The 16,624-nt window shown below is 66.7% G+C and carries 24 protein-coding genes, 1 tRNA gene and 1 pseudogene; all 26 read left to right on the top strand.

What is annotated here, in order from left to right:
• Window positions 1-21: 21 nt before the first annotated feature.
• Window positions 22-864 (top strand): hypothetical protein, encoded by an 843-nt coding sequence (locus J2Y54_RS02805; protein WP_310036745.1) that lies wholly within the window; start codon window positions 22-24, stop codon window positions 862-864.
• Window positions 861-1,355 (top strand): sigma-70 family RNA polymerase sigma factor, encoded by a 495-nt coding sequence (locus J2Y54_RS02810; protein ID WP_310036747.1) that lies wholly within the window; start codon window positions 861-863, stop codon window positions 1,353-1,355. Before J2Y54_RS02805 ends, J2Y54_RS02810 begins: the two co-directional genes overlap by 4 nt.
• Window positions 1,352-2,368, top strand: a complete 1,017-nt coding sequence (locus J2Y54_RS02815; RefSeq protein ID WP_310036750.1) for a ParB/RepB/Spo0J family partition protein — start codon at window positions 1,352-1,354, stop codon at window positions 2,366-2,368. Before J2Y54_RS02810 ends, J2Y54_RS02815 begins: the two co-directional genes overlap by 4 nt.
• On the top strand, window positions 2,365-3,087 hold the full coding sequence (locus J2Y54_RS02820; protein ID WP_310036751.1) for a hypothetical protein: 723 nt from the start codon (window positions 2,365-2,367) through the stop codon (window positions 3,085-3,087). The genes J2Y54_RS02815 and J2Y54_RS02820 overlap by 4 nt, the downstream gene beginning before the upstream one ends.
• Window positions 3,087-3,686: an MT-A70 family methyltransferase gene (locus J2Y54_RS02825; protein ID WP_310036752.1), complete on the top strand. Its 600-nt coding sequence runs from the start codon at window positions 3,087-3,089 to the stop codon at window positions 3,684-3,686. The genes J2Y54_RS02820 and J2Y54_RS02825 overlap by 1 nt, the downstream gene beginning before the upstream one ends.
• Window positions 3,683-4,207, top strand: a complete 525-nt coding sequence (locus tag J2Y54_RS02830; RefSeq protein ID WP_310036754.1) for a hypothetical protein — start codon at window positions 3,683-3,685, stop codon at window positions 4,205-4,207. The genes J2Y54_RS02825 and J2Y54_RS02830 overlap by 4 nt, the downstream gene beginning before the upstream one ends.
• Window positions 4,204-4,434 carry a hypothetical protein gene (locus J2Y54_RS02835; RefSeq protein ID WP_310036755.1) on the top strand — a complete coding sequence of 77 codons (231 nt, stop codon included), beginning with the start codon at window positions 4,204-4,206 and terminating at the stop codon, window positions 4,432-4,434. Before J2Y54_RS02830 ends, J2Y54_RS02835 begins: the two co-directional genes overlap by 4 nt.
• Window positions 4,419-4,607, top strand: a pseudogene (locus J2Y54_RS02840) (DNA translocase FtsK); the annotation flags it as partial. The gene J2Y54_RS02835 and the pseudogene J2Y54_RS02840, both read left to right, overlap by 16 nt.
• A gap of 129 nt (window positions 4,608-4,736) precedes the next feature.
• Entirely contained in the window at window positions 4,737-4,976 is a 240-nt protein-coding gene (locus J2Y54_RS02845; RefSeq protein ID WP_310038437.1) for a DUF2312 domain-containing protein, read from the top strand.
• Window positions 4,976-5,209 carry a hypothetical protein gene (locus J2Y54_RS02850; RefSeq protein WP_310036756.1) on the top strand — a complete coding sequence of 78 codons (234 nt, stop codon included), beginning with the start codon at window positions 4,976-4,978 and terminating at the stop codon, window positions 5,207-5,209. Before J2Y54_RS02845 ends, J2Y54_RS02850 begins: the two co-directional genes overlap by 1 nt.
• Window positions 5,199-6,752, top strand: a complete 1,554-nt coding sequence (locus J2Y54_RS02855) for a PRTRC system ParB family protein (protein ID WP_310036758.1) — start codon at window positions 5,199-5,201, stop codon at window positions 6,750-6,752. Before J2Y54_RS02850 ends, J2Y54_RS02855 begins: the two co-directional genes overlap by 11 nt.
• Window positions 6,753-6,757: 5 nt before the next feature.
• Complete coding sequence (locus J2Y54_RS02860; protein WP_310036760.1) at window positions 6,758-7,225, top strand: PRTRC system protein E; 468 nt, start codon at window positions 6,758-6,760, stop codon at window positions 7,223-7,225.
• 18 nt (window positions 7,226-7,243) lie between these two features.
• Complete coding sequence (locus J2Y54_RS02865; RefSeq protein ID WP_310036762.1) at window positions 7,244-7,450, top strand: PRTRC system protein C; 207 nt, start codon at window positions 7,244-7,246, stop codon at window positions 7,448-7,450.
• Between the two features lie 303 nt (window positions 7,451-7,753).
• Window positions 7,754-8,647: a hypothetical protein gene (locus J2Y54_RS02870; RefSeq protein ID WP_310036763.1), complete on the top strand. Its 894-nt coding sequence runs from the start codon at window positions 7,754-7,756 to the stop codon at window positions 8,645-8,647.
• Window positions 8,644-9,462 (top strand): PRTRC system protein B, encoded by an 819-nt coding sequence (locus J2Y54_RS02875; protein WP_310036765.1) that lies wholly within the window; start codon window positions 8,644-8,646, stop codon window positions 9,460-9,462. The genes J2Y54_RS02870 and J2Y54_RS02875 overlap by 4 nt, the downstream gene beginning before the upstream one ends.
• Entirely contained in the window at window positions 9,456-10,115 is a 660-nt protein-coding gene (locus J2Y54_RS02880) for a PRTRC system protein A (RefSeq protein ID WP_310036766.1), read from the top strand. Before J2Y54_RS02875 ends, J2Y54_RS02880 begins: the two co-directional genes overlap by 7 nt.
• Entirely contained in the window at window positions 10,105-10,875 is a 771-nt protein-coding gene (locus J2Y54_RS02885; protein WP_310036768.1) for a PRTRC system ThiF family protein, read from the top strand. The genes J2Y54_RS02880 and J2Y54_RS02885 overlap by 11 nt, the downstream gene beginning before the upstream one ends.
• Window positions 10,872-11,303 carry a hypothetical protein gene (locus J2Y54_RS02890; RefSeq protein ID WP_310036770.1) on the top strand — a complete coding sequence of 144 codons (432 nt, stop codon included), beginning with the start codon at window positions 10,872-10,874 and terminating at the stop codon, window positions 11,301-11,303. Before J2Y54_RS02885 ends, J2Y54_RS02890 begins: the two co-directional genes overlap by 4 nt.
• Complete coding sequence (locus J2Y54_RS02895) at window positions 11,300-12,193, top strand: DUF1376 domain-containing protein (RefSeq protein ID WP_310036772.1); 894 nt, start codon at window positions 11,300-11,302, stop codon at window positions 12,191-12,193. The genes J2Y54_RS02890 and J2Y54_RS02895 overlap by 4 nt, the downstream gene beginning before the upstream one ends.
• Window positions 12,102-12,737 (top strand): hypothetical protein, encoded by a 636-nt coding sequence (locus J2Y54_RS02900; protein WP_310036773.1) that lies wholly within the window; start codon window positions 12,102-12,104, stop codon window positions 12,735-12,737. Before J2Y54_RS02895 ends, J2Y54_RS02900 begins: the two co-directional genes overlap by 92 nt.
• A 51-nt stretch (window positions 12,738-12,788) precedes the next feature.
• A complete protein-coding gene (locus tag J2Y54_RS02905; RefSeq protein WP_310036774.1) occupies window positions 12,789-13,412 on the top strand; it encodes a hypothetical protein in 624 nt (207 codons plus the stop codon).
• Window positions 13,413-13,539: 127 nt separating this feature from the next.
• Window positions 13,540-13,616 (top strand) — tRNA-Met (locus J2Y54_RS02910).
• A 47-nt stretch (window positions 13,617-13,663) separates the two neighbouring features.
• Complete coding sequence (locus J2Y54_RS02915; RefSeq protein WP_310036775.1) at window positions 13,664-13,840, top strand: hypothetical protein; 177 nt, start codon at window positions 13,664-13,666, stop codon at window positions 13,838-13,840.
• Window positions 13,841-13,854: 14 nt separating this feature from the next.
• Window positions 13,855-14,214: an HNH endonuclease gene (locus tag J2Y54_RS02920; protein WP_310036778.1), complete on the top strand. Its 360-nt coding sequence runs from the start codon at window positions 13,855-13,857 to the stop codon at window positions 14,212-14,214.
• A gap of 177 nt (window positions 14,215-14,391) precedes the next feature.
• Window positions 14,392-14,901, top strand: coding sequence for a hypothetical protein (locus J2Y54_RS02925; protein WP_310036779.1), 510 nt, complete (start codon window positions 14,392-14,394; stop codon window positions 14,899-14,901).
• Window positions 14,902-14,905: 4 nt separating this feature from the next.
• Window positions 14,906-16,618, top strand: coding sequence for a terminase large subunit domain-containing protein (locus J2Y54_RS02930; protein ID WP_310036780.1), 1,713 nt, complete (start codon window positions 14,906-14,908; stop codon window positions 16,616-16,618).
• Window positions 16,619-16,624: the final 6 nt, after the last annotated feature.

Consider the following 16,624-nt stretch of genomic DNA (forward strand, 5'->3'; position numbering starts at 1 on the left):
GACGCCGGGAGGAGATCGATGATGACTACCGCGAGCAGCGGTGGGGCGGCGATGGCCGCTTCGCCGAACGGATCCGCGCGTCTGCGCGGCGTTGCCCTGAAACCGGCCGTTGTCGACGTTTTGCGTCGATCGACCGTCGAGGGCTCGATCCTGCGGCTGCCCGAGGGGCAGCTGGAGCGCGACGTGTACACCCAAGTCGACAAGGCGCTGAAGGCGCTGGGTGGCAAATGGGACCGTCGCGCCCGGGGTCACCTGTTCGCCAAGCCGATCGGTGACGAGCTCGCCGCGGCGCTGGACAGCGGCATCGCCATCGACCGCAAGAAGACGCTGGAGCAGTTCTTCACGCCTGACGACCTTGCCGAGCGGATGGTGCGGCTGGCCGGCGTGCGGACCGGGCAGCATGTGCTCGAGCCGTCGGCCGGGGGCGGTGCGATCGTGCGCGCGGCGGTCGCGGCCGGGGCGATCGTCTCGGCCGTCGAAATCGATCGGGAGCTTTGCGCTGCGCGAGCATCCGATGGTGCGGCTGGCGCCCTGTTCGTCTTCCATGCTGATTTTCTGCTCTGGGCTCCAACGACGCTCCCACCCATCGATGTGGTGCTGATGAACCCGCCCTTCTCGTCTGGGAAGGACGTCGCGCACGTGCGGCACGCTTGGTCGCTGCTGCGCGCCGGCGGTGAGCTCGTGGCGATCATGGGGACGCACGCATTCTTCGCCGAGGATCGGACCAGCATCGAATTCCGCAGCTGGCTGAAGGAGATCGGCGCGAGCGTCGGCGATATCGAGCCGGGCACCTTCAAGGAATCGGGCACGATGGTCGGCGCCAAGCTGATCTGCGCGACCCGCCGCGCGGGAGCAGGAGCATGACCCGGGCCGCGATTGCAGCCGATGCGGCCTTTGGCGCCGCCCTCATGCGGCACCGCGCGCAGCTGGTCCGTTACGCCAAGCGGCTGTGCCGCGACGCGGACCGCGCCGAGGATCTCGCGAGCCAGGCGGTGGCGAATGCATGGCGTGCTCGCGATGGTTTCATCGCTGGCTCGAACCTGCAGGCCTGGATGGCAATGATCGTCCGCAACCTGTTCATCTCCGAACAGCGCCGCAAGCGCTGGGACGGCGGCTACATCGCAGATATCGAAGGGTTCGAGGTTGCCATGCCGGCGGCACAGGAGTTCGCGGTCGAACTCGCAACCCTGCAGCGATCCCTCAACCGCATTCCCTCGCAGCAGGCTTCGGCCGTTCTCTCGGTCGCGCTGTCCGGATCATACGAGGACGCCGCCGATGAGTTTGGCGTGGCGATCGGCACCATCAAGAGCCGCGTGTGCCGCGGCCGCGCTGCGCTGGCGGAGATGCACGCATGAGCCGCCCTGCAACCTCGCGCCTGAAGGTCAACCCGCCACTCGGCCGCATGCCGACACTTCAGTTCGTGCTTCCCGCCGAGTTGGCCGTCGATCCGAGCTATCAGCGGTCGATCGAGGCGAGCGACAGTCAGGCCCTGATCCGTCGCATTGCGCAGTTCTGGAACTGGGACCTGTGCCAGCCGCTGGTGGTCAGCCGTCGTGACGATGGATCGCTGTTCGTCATCGATGGCCAGCACCGGCTGGAAGCCGCAAAGCTGCGCGGCGACATCCCGCAGCTGCCGTGCGTGATCGTCGCCTATGCCAACGCGGCAGACGAGGCGGCGAGCTTCGTGCACCTGAACCAGCAGCGCCGCCCGCTGACCAAGCTCGATCTGTTCAAGGCTGCGATCGCCAGCGAGGACCCCACAGCAGTGGCCATCATGAGCGCGCTGACGGCGGCCGGGCTGAGCGTCGCTCCGCACAACAACCACACCGCCTGGAAGCCGGGAATGGTGTCGAACATCGGCGGGATCGAAGCGGCTTGGCGCCAGAAGGGCGAGCAGGTCACCAGCACCGCCCTGCGCGCACTGTCACAGGGCTTCGAGGGCCAGGTGTTGCAATATGCGGGCACCCTGTTCCCCGGCATCGCGGTCGTTTGCGGTGACGAGATGCGGAGCGGGAAAGCAATCGAACCGGCGCGGTTCGATCGTTTTCTGACCATGCTCTCCATGCGCAAGCAGGTGAACTGGCGCGCTGACATCATGCGCGCCAAGGCCGACAATCCGCTCCTGAACTTCGGCACAGCGAGCGCGAAGGTGATGCAGGACGCGTGGGCGCGCGCCAACGGTATGTCGCGTGCAGCAGCATCGGTGACAGTTCCGAAGCCCGTCACGCCGGCACCAGTAACCGCGCGGATCGCCCATGTTCCCCGCTACGACGGCAAGCGCTGGTGCGAGCAGTGCGAGAGGCAGGTCGAGCACAAGGAAGCGTCTGGCTGTAACAGCCGGTTCTGCTCGCTGAGGCCGAAGGCATGACGGCCGCCAGCGCACTCCGCAGGTTCCCGACCATCAAGCCCGCCGGCCGCGGTGTTGTGCTGTCGTCGCTGCATCCTGCCTATCGCTCCGGTCGGACAATGTTCCCTTCCCGCGTGTTCGATCCAGACGAGGTCGAGCGCATCCTGAAGGATGGGCACCAGAGCCGAAAGATCGGAAAAACGGTGCAGAAAGGGCGCCTGAAGGACGCACCGATCTTCACGCTCACGCTGGAGGAGCGGGCGACCTGTGAGCGTAGCTGTTCCGCCTGGGGCATCTGCTACGGCAACGGGATGCAAGCGGCCGAGCGGATCGTCGCAGGCGCCGCGCTCGAAGCAGCGCTGTGGGATGAGCTCGCCGCGCTGCAGGCTGCGCATCCGCGCGGGTTCCTCGTCCGCCTCCATGTGCTCGGCGACTTCTATAGCCTGACCTATGTAGCCCTCTGGATGCGCGCGCTGGCTGCGTTTCCTGCCCTGCACGTGTTCGGCTTCACCGCCAGGACCGACGCGATCGGGGAAGCCGTGCGCGAGCTGGCCGACGCCAATTGGGACCGGTTCGCCATCCGCGTATCGGGGCGGGAAGACCCGCGCCGCGCGTCGGTGATCCGCGACGCGGGTGCGATCGGCGTCGTCTGCCCGGCGCAGACCGGGGCGACGGACTGTTGTGCCACCTGCGCGCTGTGCTGGCAGTCCGACATCTCCATCACGTTTCGGAGGCACTGATGGCGGATTGGCCATTCGGCGCCCTCGCGCCGCTTTCCTACGACCTGATCCTTGCAGACCCTGCAACCCGGTTCGAGACCTGGGGTGCCGGGGGCGAGGAGAAGAGCCCGCAAGCCCAGTATGATACGATGACGTGGGGTGAACTGGCGGCCATGCCCGTGTCGCAGCTGGGCCGCGGCGACACGATCCTGTTCATGTGGGCCTGCTGGCCGACGTTGCGGGAATCGATCGCGCTGATGGGCGACTGGGGCTTCCGCTATGTCACCGGCGGCGCCTGGCACAAGCGTACGCGGCACGGGAAGTCTGCGTTCGGCACTGGCTATGTCCTGCGCAGTGCGAGCGAGCCGTTTCTGATCGGTGCGCTCGGTAGCCCCGTCACCGCCAACAACGTGCGCAACATCATCGAGACCGAGGATCTCGCCGTGATTGATGCTGAGGCGCGCGGGCACAGCCGCAAGCCCGACGATCAGTATGCGCTGTGCGAGCGGCTGGTGCCGCGCGCGATGCGCTTCGTCGAGCTTTTCGCGCGCCAGCGCCGCGACGGCTGGGACGCATGGGGCAATGAGATCGGCAAGTTCGACGCACAGGTGCCGGCATGACCGCGCGCGTCTGCAGCGATTGCCCGGCGACGATTTCGGTGCAGAGCAAGGGCGGGCGTTGTCGCGCCTGCGCCAACCGCGCCGCGAGGAATGATCCGGCGCGCGAGGCGCGGCGTCTCGCCGCACTGCGGCTCGCCCACCAGCGACCAGAGTATCGCGCGAAGAAAAGCGCAGAGAACAAGGCACGGCATCAGGCGCGCAAGGATGATCCGGCTTGGCAGGAATATCTGCGTGAGCAAGGGCGTCGCGTTCAGGCTGCGTACCGCGCGTCGCCCGAGGCCCAAGAGCGCCGCAAGGCTGCCTCAGTGGGTGTGGGGCAGAAGCTGCGTGCGCAGCGCCTAGCGTGGTGCCCGGCCGAGCTGCGCGACGAATATGCAGTGCTGCGTTGCGACCCGGACGGTCGGCTCAACCCGCGCGGCCGCTACTGGCGCCGTGGTAGCGCGACGATGGACAGCGTGGCGATCGTCAAGCGCGCCGCCGATCGCGGCTGGCAGCCGGATTCATGGCGGAGGGTTGGATGATCGATCCTGTCGAACCGAGCCCCGCGCGCCTTCGTCTGGAGGAGCTGGTCGGCTTCGCCCGGCGCCGCCTCGCGCGGGCGACCTCCAAGCATGTCGCCGCACAGAGGGAGGTCGCCGCCGCCGCCCTGCAGCTCGAGCAGGCGCATGCGAGCCTGGCCGCATGGGTCAAGGCCAATCCCGATCCGCAGCACGACCTTCCGATGGAGGAACCATGTCCGAAGCAGTGAATGCCGAAGCGCTCTATCAGGACGCGCTCGCCCTGGTCGTCACGCATCAGAAGGCGTCGACCTCGTGGCTCCAGCGGCAAATGCGGCTGGGTTACAACAGCGCGAGCCGGCTGATCGAGCGGATGCAGAGCGAGGGCATCCTCAGCGTGCCCAACCACATCGGCGCGCGCTCCGTCCTGATCACCGATCTTGCCGCCGCCAGCGCCGCGTCCGTGCGGGCCCAGCTGGTTGCGCCTGCCCCCACCCCTGAACCCAGCGCACCGAGCCCCGTCGGGGCCCAGCGCGCACAATCGGAGAAGACCATGAGCGACAGCATTTCCGCCGAGCAGCTGCGCCTGCTCATCGAGCGCATCGAGCGGCTCGAGGAAGAGAAAAAGGGCATCAGCGAGGACATCAAGGACGTCTATGGCGAGGCCAAGGCGACCGGGTTTGACGCCAAGATCATGCGCACCGTCATCCGCCTGCGGAAGATGGAGAAGCACCAGCTCGACGAGCAGGACGCGCTGCTCGAAACGTACCGCGCTGCGCTGGGAATGGGCTGATGAACGCCCAGATCAGGATGCTGCGCGCATTGTCGGACGCGTATCGCCGCGAGGCCGATGCAGCCGACGGTTCCGCGGCGCTCTCGACTCTCGGTCTGAGCGTGCATCTGCGCGCGCATGCGCGTGCCCATGAGCTCGCTGCCAACGGGCTTGAAGCTGAGCACCGCGATTTCATCGCCAACCTTCGCGACCGGATGAACACGTCCACGCTGGAGACCAAACATGGTTCCTGAGAATAATCAGTCCTCGCCGACCACCCTGCCCCTTGCCCGGCTGCGCGAGGGTGACAACCCGCGCCGCTATTTCGACCCGGCCAAGCATGCCGACCTCGTCGCCTCGCTCAAGCTGCGCGGCATGCTGCAGCCGGTGCTGGTCCGGCCGATCGTCGACACCGCAGAGTTCAAGATCGTGGCCGGCGGCCGGCGGTTCCGCGCGGCGCTGGAGGCTTTCGGCCCCGAAGGCTCCATTCCGGTGGTCGTGCGCGACCTGACCGACCAGGAGGCACTGGAGGCGGCGATCGACGAGAACGACGTTCGCGAGGACGCCTCGGAAACCGAGCAGGCAGACGCGGCAGTGCGGGTGCTGGCCGCTTGCGGCGGCGATCGCGCCGAAGCTTCGCGGCGGCTCGGCTGGTCACCCGCGAAGCTCGATCGACGCCTGGCGCTCGCCAACCTGTCCGCCGCGGTGAAGTCCGCGCTGGACGAGCGGCGGATCAAGGTCGGCCATGCCGAGCTGCTGGCAGCCGTGCCCGCCGACAAGCAGGACAAGGCGCTTGAGAACATCCTCGCCTTCGCCCTCGACGTGGGGAAGACGCGCGAACTGCTGATGCGCGTGACGCAGAGCCTGGGCGCGGCGCTGTTCGACAAGACCGAGTGCACGACCTGCCCGTTCAACTCAGCATCCCAGCGCGCGCTGTTCGACACGCATGTCGAGGACGGCCACTGCACCAATCCCGGCTGCTTCCAGCTGAAGACCGAAGCGGCCGACGCGGCGGCGCTCAAGGCAAAGCAGGCAGCTGAACCCAATTCCGGAGCGGCGAGTTCCGACCAGACCACCCGCGGCGATGCGGATGCGACCGTCGAGCCGAGTACCCCGGATCGCTCCGCTGGTTCATCGCCGGACCAGCGGGGCGCCCCTGCTGCTATTGTGGCTGCCCCCGCCGCTCAGGTGACCGCGAAGACGCTTGCCGTGCGCGCTGCGCCATTGCGGGAAGCGGCATGGCGGACCGCGCTCGCCCGCGATCTGGCTGGCAATGCCGGGCACGCGCAGGCGGCGATCCTGATCGCAGGGATGACTGGCACGATCGCCCAGATCAAGCCGGACACGCTCACCGGCCGGGCGGATGCGCTGATCGGAGGTCCGTTCTCCACGATGACATTCGGTGCGAAGATCGGCGCGATCCGCGCCCTGCCCGACCAGGTTGCGGTCGATGCGTTGGCGGCGATCGGTGCGGCCTATGCAAAGGACGTGCGCAACTTCGCCTTTGTGGCGGATCTCGCGCGTGCATTCGAGATCGATCTGCGCGACTCCTGGCAGGTCGACCGCCCGTTCCTGGAGCATTTCAACGCCGCCGAGCTGAAGGGCATCGCGCAGGAATGCGGGCTGGTCGATCATATGGGCGCGAAGGCATTCGCCCAGCTGCTCAAGGCCCCCAGGGACGGCATCATCGACGGCATGCTGAACGCCACCGGCTTCGAATGGGCCGGGCGACTGCCCAGCGCGATGACGCTCGACGGCACCTACGGCCCCGCCCCGACCTCTACCAAAAAGGACTGACCACCATGCTGATCACCAGCCTGCTGCCCATGCTCGAGCGCTATTCGCTCGGCCTCGACCTGACCGCCGGCGCGGACGGCGTCGTGACAGTCACGATCATGCCGCGCAAGGCACCCGGGGCAAAGCACGACCCCAAGGCCGCGGAGGTGCGCCCGATCGCGATCACGGCGACCGCGGCGGAGATCGACGCGGAACTGGCCAAGGGCGACGCAGGAGCGCTCGGCCAGATGCTCGCCGAGCGCAAGTCGCTGGCTGACCAGATCGCCGAGCAGCTCGCTGCGACCCAGCACGCCAAGACCGCCGCCGCCAAGCCCGCGGCCGGGAAGAAGGCTGAGCCTGCCAAGGCGTCAGCGGACCCCAAGTTCAGCCCCGTGACCGACGCAAAGGGAAACCCGGTCGGACCGAACGCCAATCCGCCGCAGCCCGCGCCCGCAGCTCCGGTCGCCAACGAGCCCGCCAGCCTCTGGGGCTGAGCAACGCAAGGAAAAACCATGAAGATCGAACAGCTCACCCGCACCTATCGCTATGACGGCATGGACCTTCCCGTGCCGCCGCACCTTGCCGCCGATCCGCAGCAGCTGCGCGCCTATCATGCGACCCTCTACCCCGCGATCCTGAACGCCGAGGCGGTCGATGTCGGCGTCAGCAATGGCGTGCACGTCACCGAGTATCGCCGCGCGGTCGGCACCAAGGGCTGACCATGGCGCGTCCGTCGCGCCCGGTGATCCCGCCCGCCCCCCGCAAGACCCTTATCGAATGGATCGAACAAGATGATGGCGACACCCCCATCACAGCGCACCCGGTCTGCAGCCCTCGCGACCAGGACATCCACGCCCGGATCTGCACGCCGGCAACGCGCGGCGAGCCGCTCCAGCCGCCGCCCGGCGTTGCCCTCGCCCCACTCGGCTGATCGACTGCCGGCGCCGCTCGCAGGACGCGGCGTTGCGATCGGGCGCGATGTCCCGACGGAGTTCGATGCACCCCTCGGTGCGCATCATCGGATGATCGGCCGCTGGGTGGCGGCCCGCGACCAGAATATGGGCGCGCTGACCTGCGTTGAGGCGCTGCGCCATATCGAGCGGGCATTCGATCGCGCAGTCAGGCAGGTGCTGGAACCCCTGAAGCTCAGCAACCTGCGCGTCGTGGTGTTGATGGGGGACGAGCACCTGCACCCGGCGCTTGCCATTCTCTGCGACGATGTCGGTCAGGTCGACCTCGGCTGGATCGAGAAGACCAATGTGCTCTCCGACGCGCTGGCCGGGCCGGTTGCGCCCGTCGGCTGGCGCGCTGCCGCTTACCAGGCGCTGGAGGGGACGCTGGGAAGCGTCCTGAAGCTCTTCAACTACGCCGACATGCTCGAAGAGTTCTCCATGCACTATTGGGAAGGCGCGACGACCGACGAGGAAGCACTGGCCTATCTGGTCGACTGCCTTGGCGTCGAGGCCGACGAGGCGGAGGCAATGCTTCCGTCCACCATGAACGCCAAGCGGCCGGATTACATGACCGCGCAGCCGGAGGCCCTCAAGCGCATGCCGAAGGGGCTGGCCGACCGGCTGCGTCGCCTGCGCGCCGCGTTCGATGCGCACCGCGCCGCGCGCACCGCGTGGCTGGTCGAAGACTTTCACCGGTCCACCGAGTATTTTCCCGAGCTCGAAGAAGCCTCGCACCTTCCGCCGCTGACCCTTGTTCCCCACGACCAGTTCGCGCGCGAGCTCGATGAGATCGGGCGGCATGGCATGGAGATGGGCTTCACCAACGTCGCCGGGCTGTTGGAGCTGCCCGATGCAGACGGCATCGAGGGCTGGTTCGCGTCCTTTCGCCTTGGCATCGACGTGCTGCTCGCCGCGCAGGACCTGATCAACTTCGACCCGATGCAGCGGGAGGGCCACGCGTGAATCATTCAACCCAGTTCGAAGCGACGCCGGGTGGGCTGGTGCTGAGCAGCGCCATCCTGCTCTATTCCGGCGGCACCACCGCCCTGAGTGCGCCGCGCAAGGGGGTGAACGCCTTCGCCAGCATCCACCCTGTGGAGATGGTCGATGGCGCGCCGGTGATCGGCGCCGGAACGCCGCTGACCCGCGCGCACCTGCGCCAGTGGGCCGAGGCGCTGGAGCGCAATGTCGCGCCTGAGATCCTGCCGGAGAACGTGATCGTGTCGCACCCGGACATGGTCGCCTGGTGGGTACCGGAGCAGGTGCGCCCGGCCTATTTCAACCTGTCCAGCCCTCCCGACGGACTGAAGCGCCTGGGCGATCGAACCTGTGTAACCGTGCCCTATCCCGCGCACCTGTTCGTAGCGACGCGCAGCGCGCTCGGCGTCTTTGCCCTGCCGGAGAGCAAGCGGCCTACCGCTGACACGGTGCTGCTGTTCTCCCCGATCCTCAACATCTTCATCAATGGCACGCTGTGCTGGGGAAATGTCGCCCGGCCGAAGACGCTGAGCACTTCGGCGATCCCCGAGTTTGAGGATGCCGTGTTCGACAGCTGGTCTACGCACCTCAACCCCGGCCAGGAGCGAACGCTGACTGGCAAGGGCGGGCTGGTGCACCTGTGGGACGACCTCGCCGCGCGCCAGGCGCGCCGGTTCCCCGTCAAGCGTCTGAGGCCATTCGAAGCATCGGCGGGCCGGCGCAGCGGTGGGAAGAAGCCGAAGGCAGCAGCGCCCGTCACGGTCGGCGACATCATCGCAGGAGGGCTGCAGACATGGTGAGCCTTGCCAGCGACCAGACCGCGGCGTCCGTCCTGTCCGCAGTGCCGTGTTACGCCGTTCCGCCGTTTGGCGCTTCGCCGGCGATCGATGCGCTGCGCAATGCCCATAGCGGGCATGGACTGGCAGTCGGCAAGGACGGTGTGATGCTGATCCTGCGCCGCCCATGGCTCGAGGTCGACGCCCTGCTGAGCGATGCCCTGCCCGCGCATGTCCCATATGGAAGCGTGGGCAGGCCGCGCGCCGCGCTGCGGTGTGGCCTCATCCCCGGCGACCTGCTCGACCAGATCCTCGCGCACTTCCTGCGTCAGCTCCCGAACGAGGCGGCCGCGTTCGTGTTGTGGAATGCGTCCGACCGCAGCTTCCGGATCAGCTATCCGAAGATCCTTGAGGCGACGCCGTCGCGGCTGGTCTATAGCCCGCCCGCGCCGGAGGGTGAATGGCACGTGGTGTGTGATCTGCACAGCCATGGGCGCGGCCCGGCCTTCTTCAGCGCCACCGACGATGCCGACGACATGCACGCGACGAAGATCGCGGTGGTGGCCGGGCGGCTGGGACAACCTAACGGCGTCGAGCTCATCGCGCGCATGTGCGCGGGCGGAATGTTCCTGCCCATGCCGCGCAGCCCCTTTTCCGGAGACGGCCATGCAGGGTGATGTGGAGAAGCGCCACTTCCTTCCCGCCGCGTTCGAATCGCGCGCGATCAGCGTCCTGCTGGTCGGCTGCGGTAGCAACGGCGCGCAGATGCTTATGGGGCTCGCCAGCCTCGACGTGGCGTTGCGCGAGATCTCGTCGCGTTCGCTGCAGGTGACCGTGGTGGATGACGATATCGTCACAGTGGCCAATCTGGGCCGACAGCCCTTTTACCGCTGTGACATCGGCAACACCAAGGCACGGACGTTGGTCGAGCGGATCAACATCGCGCACGGGCTGAACTGGACCGCGGTGCACGGCCGCGCGCCTGACGCGGCGAGCGTCGATGGCCGCGACATGGTGATCACCTGTGTCGACAGCGCAGCAGCGCGGCGCGCGATCGGCGCGGCGATCGCCGATGCCGAGTCCTATCGCCGCCCGCGCTATTGGCTCGACCTGGGCAACCGCGCGACCGACGGGCAGTTCATCATCGGCTGTCCGGCTGGGACTGCCGCAGACCGCGCAGCTCGGCTCCAGACGGTGCTCGAAGCCTTCCCGGAACTGGCCGACGAAAGCCTGGTCGAGGACGACGCTCCCTCATGCTCGGTTCAGGAGGCGCTGGAGCGGCAATCGCTGTTCATCAACCGCGTGATCGCCAGCCACGCCCTTGCCCTGCTGTTCGAGCTGCTCGGCCGGGGATCGATCAGACACGCCGGCGGCTTCCTCAACATCGCGACCGGGCAGTGCATGCCGATCGCACTTCCAAAGGTGAGCGAAGCATGACGATGCATGGCGCAGGAACCCGCGTTCAGCGGCGGCACGCGGTGCGGCTTGAGCAGCGCGCGATCAAGAGCGGCCTTTGGGGCGAATGGGAGCGGACGGCTTTGCCATGCGGCATCCCCGGCGCGATCCTCGACGGCTGGTGCGCGGAGATGCGCGAGCTGTTCAAGAACAACCTCTACGTCGTGCTGGTGCGTCCGGTGTCGACCGAATGGGGAGAGGTCCAGCATTTGGCCATTCGCACCGCATCAAGCCTCGAGCCACCGTGGCGGGACATGCAGCGGATCAAGGACGAACTGTTCGGACCCGGGCGTACCGCGATTGAGGTTCAACCGCCCGCGTCCGAATTGGTCGATGCGGCTGACATGTATCATCTTTGGGTTCTGCCTCTCGGATTCCGGCTGCCCTTCACGCTGGGGAGGCGCACTTGACGTCCGATATCGCACCGCTGACGCCACCCGATGCGGATCTGCAAGACTTCCCCTTCATGCCGCTGCACGTCGCCCGTTTGCGCGACAGCGACCTTGCGGCCGAAGGGCACCCCGAAGGCTGCTGGTATGCCGTGCTGCTGTGGGCAGCGTCATGGCATCAGGAACCGGCCGGATCGCTTCCGGACAACGAAGCCGTGCTGGCGCGCCTGTGCGGGCTGGGGCGAGACTTGCGCACCTTCCGCAAGCGGCGCGCCGATGCGCTGCGCGGGTTCGTGCGCTGCACCGATGGGCGGCTCTACCACCCGGTCGTTGCCGAAGCGGTCATGTCCGCCTGGCGCGGCAAGGTCGAGCAGCGCCATCGTGCCGAGTGCGCCCGGATCAAAAAGGCCAACCAGCGCAATTCGACGGACCTTCCGTCCCCCAGTTTCGACCAGTTCCTGTCCGATAACTTTCCCGCGTCTGTCCCCTATCTGTCCCCGGGGACAGCGCCGAATGTCCCTCGGGACGAAGGCTCCAAGAGAAAGGGAGAGGGAGAGGGAGAGAGAAAGGGAGACTCTAGTTCCGATGCTGACGCATCGGGCGGCGGCGGAGCGGCGCCCGCCGCCGACCCGGTCAAGGTGATGTTCGATTCCGGGATCAAGCTGCTCGGCGAGGCTGGGGTAGCGGAGGGATCGGCAAGGACGATGCTGGGCAGGTGGAAGAGCACCTATGGCCCCGAAGCCGTGATCGTGGCGCTGGGGAAGGCCCAGCGCGAAGGGGCGATGGACCCCAAAGCTTACATCGAAGGATGCCTGCGTAATGGCCAACGAAATCGCCCTTTCCGAACCGAAGGCTATCGAGACCCGCTTCTCGCCCGCCAGCTTGGAGGCGGCGATCCCGGGATGGGTTAACCTGCGCGAGCTGGATGCCAGCTTTCCGCATGGTTACGCCCTGCCCATTCCTGCCGGAGCAGCGCCAGCGCTTCGCGAGGCCGCGCGATTGCACGAGGCAGCCATGGCGCCGTCTACCTCGGCAGAGCGTCACGTGATCCTGATGGGCTTGCGTTCTGCCACGATCCTGCTGACCGAGCATGCGGATGAGGCGGAGGCTAGCCTGGCGCTGCTGCGGTCGCATTTGTCCGACGTCCCGCTCGACATCCTGCAGGCGGCGTGCCGGGCCTATTGCAACGTCCCCGGCCGGCGCTTCTTCCCGCGATCGGCGGGCGAACTGCGCACGTTCACCGCGCCGCCGATGTACGCACGGCAGGCGCGCGCGTTTCGCCTGCGCAAGCTGGCCGATGCGGCGGAGAAAGCAGACTTGCGGCGCGCGGAACTTGCCGCCGATCCACTCACTGCGGCCGATATGGAGGCGATCTTGGTGAAGCATGGACTGTCCGGCGCGGCCGCCGACAGAATTCGACCGGGCGGAGCGAACCAAAGCGATTCTGCTGCGTAAAGGGATATGGGGATGATGCGGTGAGCGGGCATGGGGCAAGGTTCTGAAGGAATGTGGTGCATCCTGCGCACCAGCGGCGGTCGCACCTTGCCGCTCATGCGGTCGTTGCGCGAAGCGGGGTTCGATGTGTGGACGCCGGTACGGACGACCAAGCAATTGATCCGGCGCGGATCGACTGAAAAGCGTGAGGTGGACAGCCCGATCCTTCCCACGTTCGTATTTGCCCAGTCCCATCAAGTCGCCGAGTTGATCGTGGAGTCCCGCAACGCTGCTCGCACTGGCCCTCCATTCTCGGTCTTTCGCTGGGGAAATCGGATCCCGCTCGTAGGGGCCAGCTCTATCGCTGGACTGCAGCTGGCCGAGCGCGCGGCGCAAGAGGCGCTGGAGCTCGAACGTCAGTACGAGACGCGCGAGGAACGTCGCCGTGCCCGGGCAGCAAACATGAAAAGCGAGCAGGCTCGACGAAAGGCGCTGCGCGCGGTCCATCGCCAATTCAGGATTGGGTCGCTCGTCGAGGTTACTGACCTTCCGGCCATGGCCAGCCTTTCAGGCACGGTGGTGGAGAGCAAGGGCAAGTCGGCGGTTATCGCGTTCGGCAAGATCACAATGGAAATCGAGGCTTGGCGGCTGAATCCGGTTGATGTAGAAGGCGAGCAACGCGCTTATCAAAGCTGAGTGGCGCTGCGGTCGATCTTGGACGAATGTGCCATGCGCCGCTTTGGAGGACCGATAGCGCCGCGCAGATCGCGAGGGCCACGGGACTCCGCAGGGTTGTCTATGAGACAGCCGTTCCGATTTTTGCCGCAGCGTAGAGCAGCCCGGTAGCTCGTCTGGCTCATAACCAGAAGGTCAGCGGTTCAAATCCGCTCGCTGCAACCAACACCTATCGCGAACGCCCGGCCTTAAGGCTCTGATGGAGGGCATGGATGGTGACACAGGTTGCCCTTCCCAGTCCGGCCCAACGCCTTGAGCGCATCGCTCGCGATATCCACGACCTTGCGTTCGACTTCATGGAGACGCCGCGCACTCAGGCGGACGCAGTGGCGCGGGCGGCCCGCGTGGAGGACCTTGCAGCAGAGCTGCGATCGGTAGTGCGGGGCTGACCGGGGAGAGCACGATGGGCAAGCTGAAGACGTTGCCCAGCATGCTGACCACATTGCCACCGGCCCTTGCCTATATGGATGCGCCGAACAGATCGGCTGAAGCAAACCGCGCCACGTTCGCGCCCTGGCGCAAATGGTACAGCACCGCGCGCTGGCAGAAGCTGCGCATGAAAGTGCTGACCCGCGATCTGTTCACCTGCCAGCGACCAGGCTGCGGCCGTATGGAGCCCGACACCTCGCAGCTGGTGGCCGACCACAAGCTGCCGCACCGCGGCGATGAGCAGCTGTTCTGGAACGAGGACAACATCGAGACGCTCTGCAAGCCTTGCCACGACAGGGACAAGCAGCGCGAAGAGCGAGCAGCGAGGCGCTGACACCCGGGGGGGGTGGGTCCAACTGCAACGGCAGCCGCGCGGCCTAGACCGGTCCTGCTGCCACGTAGAGAATTTTTCCTGGTGGTGGTTTGCGGGTGCGAACTTTGGCCGGGGTTGGAGGTCCCCTTGGCGAAATCGCGATCATCTATCGATTGGCCGCGGATCGAGGCCGAATACTTGGCCGGCGAGGATTCGATCCGCGAAATAGCTGATCGGCATGAGATTTCGGACACGGCTATTCGGAAGCGCGCCAAGGCCGCTGGCTGGACGCGGAAAGTTCGCACCAAGGCGCGGGCCGAACCGGTGCGATCCCCGCCGCCACCGCCGGCCAAGGTCGCCGAAACGCCAGTCGACCCCAGCGCGATCGCCGATGATGGCCGGTCGTTGGTGTCGCGAATGCTGGATGAACTGGACGTCACCACCAGCCGGCGCGGCGAACTGGAAGACCTGATCATCAGCGCGACGGATGGCGACGACGACGACGCAAAGCGCGACGCGATGCTGCGCGCACTCAGCCTGCCTTCGCGCGCGAACACGCTCAAGACACTGGCGCTCGCGCTGAAGAGCATCAACGAAGCGTCGGCGCCGCAGGGCAAGAAGGCGGCGCAGCAGGAGAAGGCCAAGGCCGTCGGCGGCGCCAGCCGGTTCGCTGCACTGGGCCCGCCGACGCTGAAGGCGGTCAAGTAGGCCCGTGCCCAGCTGGACAACGGCGTGTCCCGATTGGGAGACGCGGATCCGCAAGCGCCGGTCGCTGGTGCCGTTTGCGCCGCTGTTCCAGGCATCGGTCGATGCCAAAATGGCGGTGTTCTGTTCGCTGAAGATCGTCGACCTGGGCATCAACCCGGCGACAGACGATTTCTGGACGATCGGCGAGTCCGCTGACGAATGGCTGCTGGACTTCGCTGCGGCGATTTTCGGCGCCTATGACCCCGAGACCGGGGAGCAGAAGATCCGCAAGGGCCTGCTGCTGGTATCGAAGAAGAACACCAAGAGCACGATCGCCGCCGGCATCATGCTCACCGAGCTGATCTGCGGCTGGCGCCCGTCGGACGAGAACCTGATCCTGGCGCCGACGATCGAGGTTGCGGGCAACAGCTTCAAGCCTGCCTGCGACATGATCCGGAACGATCCCGAGCTGAACGATCTCCTGCATATCCAGGAGCATCTGCGGCTGATCACCAACCGGAACACGAAGGCGACGCTCAAGGTCGTTGCGGCCGACAGCGCGACAGTTTCGGGCAAGAAGGCCAGCCGGGTGCTGGTCGACGAGTTGTGGCTGTTCGGCAAGAAGGCGGGCGCGGACGCCATGCTGCGCGAGGCATCGGGCGGACAGGTGTCGCGACCGGAGGGCTATACCCTCTACCTGACGACGCAGTCCGACGAGCCGCCGGCCGGCGTGTTCAAGGAAACGCTCGCCTATGCGCGCGATGTGCGCGACGGGCTGATCGACGACCCGGAATTCCTCGCGGTGCTCTACGAGTTCCCGAAGAAGATGATCGAGGCGGGCGAGCATCTCGACCCGAAGAATTTCTACATCACCAACCCCAATCTGGGTCGGTCCGTCAGTCAGAAATGGCTGGAGAGCGAGTTCCGCCAGGTCGACAATGCCGAGGACGGCACCAAGCAGGTTTTTTACGCGAAGCACCTGAATGTCGAGATCGGCGTCGGCCTGCGCCACGATGCCTGGATCGGCGCCCATTACTGGGAGGGGGCCAAGGCACCGCCGGAGCTGTGGGACGGCACGCTCGAGCAGTTTCTCGACCTGATCGAGGTCTGCTGCGCAGGCATCGATGGCGGCGGCCTCGACGATCTTCTTGGCCTGGCCCTGCTTGGGCGCCTGCGCGCCGACCCGCGCATCTGGCTGATGTGGAACCGGGCATGGGCGCAGCTCGACGTGTTCGAACGGCGCAAGGACATTGCTTCTCGCCTGGGCGATTTCGTGGCGGCCAAGACGCTCGTCAAATGCGAGTCACCGACACAGGACTTGGTCGAGATTGCCGACCTGCTGGAGCTGGTGAAGGACAGGGGTCTGTTTCCCAAGGTCGGCGCGATCGGGCTCGACCCCGCCGGCGTCGCGGCGCTGGTCGACGAGCTGTCGGGCCGGGGCTTTACCGCCGACCAGATGATCGCAATTCCGCAGGGCTTTCGCCTGTCGGGCGCCGTGTGGGGCACCGAGCGGAAGCTGAAGGACGGCACCCTGTTGCACGCCGGGCAGGAAATGATGGCCTGGTGCGTCGGGAACGCCAAGGCCGAGCCGCGCGGTAACGCGGTGCTGATCACCAAGCAGGTGTCCGGCAAGGCGAAGATCGACCCGCTGATCGCCGGGTTCGATGCCGTCGTGCTGATGAGCCGCAACCCGGCCGCCGAGGGCGAGAAGAAATACCAGATGCTGATTGTCGGCTGAGGAGGC

This window comes from Sphingomonas sp. BE123 (assembly GCF_031456015.1).
In the GTDB taxonomy this organism is placed as follows: domain Bacteria; phylum Pseudomonadota; class Alphaproteobacteria; order Sphingomonadales; family Sphingomonadaceae; genus Sphingomonas.

Excerpts from the sequence above, each read along its gene's own strand:
- J2Y54_RS02865 (WP_310036762.1), top strand. The coding sequence starts at position 7,244 with ATGAAGATCGAACAGCTCACCCGCACCTATCGCTATGACGGCATGGAC.
- J2Y54_RS02835 (WP_310036755.1), top strand. The coding sequence starts at position 4,204 with ATGATCGATCCTGTCGAACCGAGCCCCGCGCGCCTTCGTCTGGAGGAG.
- J2Y54_RS02880 (WP_310036766.1), top strand. The coding sequence starts at position 9,456 with ATGGTGAGCCTTGCCAGCGACCAGACCGCGGCGTCCGTCCTGTCCGCA.
- J2Y54_RS02830 (WP_310036754.1), top strand. The coding sequence starts at position 3,683 with ATGACCGCGCGCGTCTGCAGCGATTGCCCGGCGACGATTTCGGTGCAG.
- J2Y54_RS02850 (WP_310036756.1), top strand. The coding sequence starts at position 4,976 with ATGAACGCCCAGATCAGGATGCTGCGCGCATTGTCGGACGCGTATCGC.
- J2Y54_RS02815 (WP_310036750.1), top strand. The coding sequence starts at position 1,352 with ATGAGCCGCCCTGCAACCTCGCGCCTGAAGGTCAACCCGCCACTCGGC.
- J2Y54_RS02870 (WP_310036763.1), top strand. The coding sequence starts at position 7,754 with ATGATCGGCCGCTGGGTGGCGGCCCGCGACCAGAATATGGGCGCGCTG.
- J2Y54_RS02860 (WP_310036760.1), top strand. The coding sequence starts at position 6,758 with ATGCTGATCACCAGCCTGCTGCCCATGCTCGAGCGCTATTCGCTCGGC.
- J2Y54_RS02885 (WP_310036768.1), top strand. The coding sequence starts at position 10,105 with ATGCAGGGTGATGTGGAGAAGCGCCACTTCCTTCCCGCCGCGTTCGAA.
- J2Y54_RS02915 (WP_310036775.1), top strand. The coding sequence starts at position 13,664 with ATGGTGACACAGGTTGCCCTTCCCAGTCCGGCCCAACGCCTTGAGCGC.
- J2Y54_RS02820 (WP_310036751.1), top strand. The coding sequence starts at position 2,365 with ATGACGGCCGCCAGCGCACTCCGCAGGTTCCCGACCATCAAGCCCGCC.
- J2Y54_RS02810 (WP_310036747.1), top strand. The coding sequence starts at position 861 with ATGACCCGGGCCGCGATTGCAGCCGATGCGGCCTTTGGCGCCGCCCTC.
- J2Y54_RS02920 (WP_310036778.1), top strand. The coding sequence starts at position 13,855 with ATGGGCAAGCTGAAGACGTTGCCCAGCATGCTGACCACATTGCCACCG.
- J2Y54_RS02905 (WP_310036774.1), top strand. The coding sequence starts at position 12,789 with ATGTGGTGCATCCTGCGCACCAGCGGCGGTCGCACCTTGCCGCTCATG.
- J2Y54_RS02805 (WP_310036745.1), top strand. The coding sequence starts at position 22 with ATGACTACCGCGAGCAGCGGTGGGGCGGCGATGGCCGCTTCGCCGAAC.
- J2Y54_RS02900 (WP_310036773.1), top strand. The coding sequence starts at position 12,102 with ATGGCCAACGAAATCGCCCTTTCCGAACCGAAGGCTATCGAGACCCGC.
- J2Y54_RS02845 (WP_310038437.1), top strand. The coding sequence starts at position 4,737 with ATGAGCGACAGCATTTCCGCCGAGCAGCTGCGCCTGCTCATCGAGCGC.
- J2Y54_RS02890 (WP_310036770.1), top strand. The coding sequence starts at position 10,872 with ATGACGATGCATGGCGCAGGAACCCGCGTTCAGCGGCGGCACGCGGTG.
- J2Y54_RS02825 (WP_310036752.1), top strand. The coding sequence starts at position 3,087 with ATGGCGGATTGGCCATTCGGCGCCCTCGCGCCGCTTTCCTACGACCTG.
- J2Y54_RS02855 (WP_310036758.1), top strand. The coding sequence starts at position 5,199 with ATGGTTCCTGAGAATAATCAGTCCTCGCCGACCACCCTGCCCCTTGCC.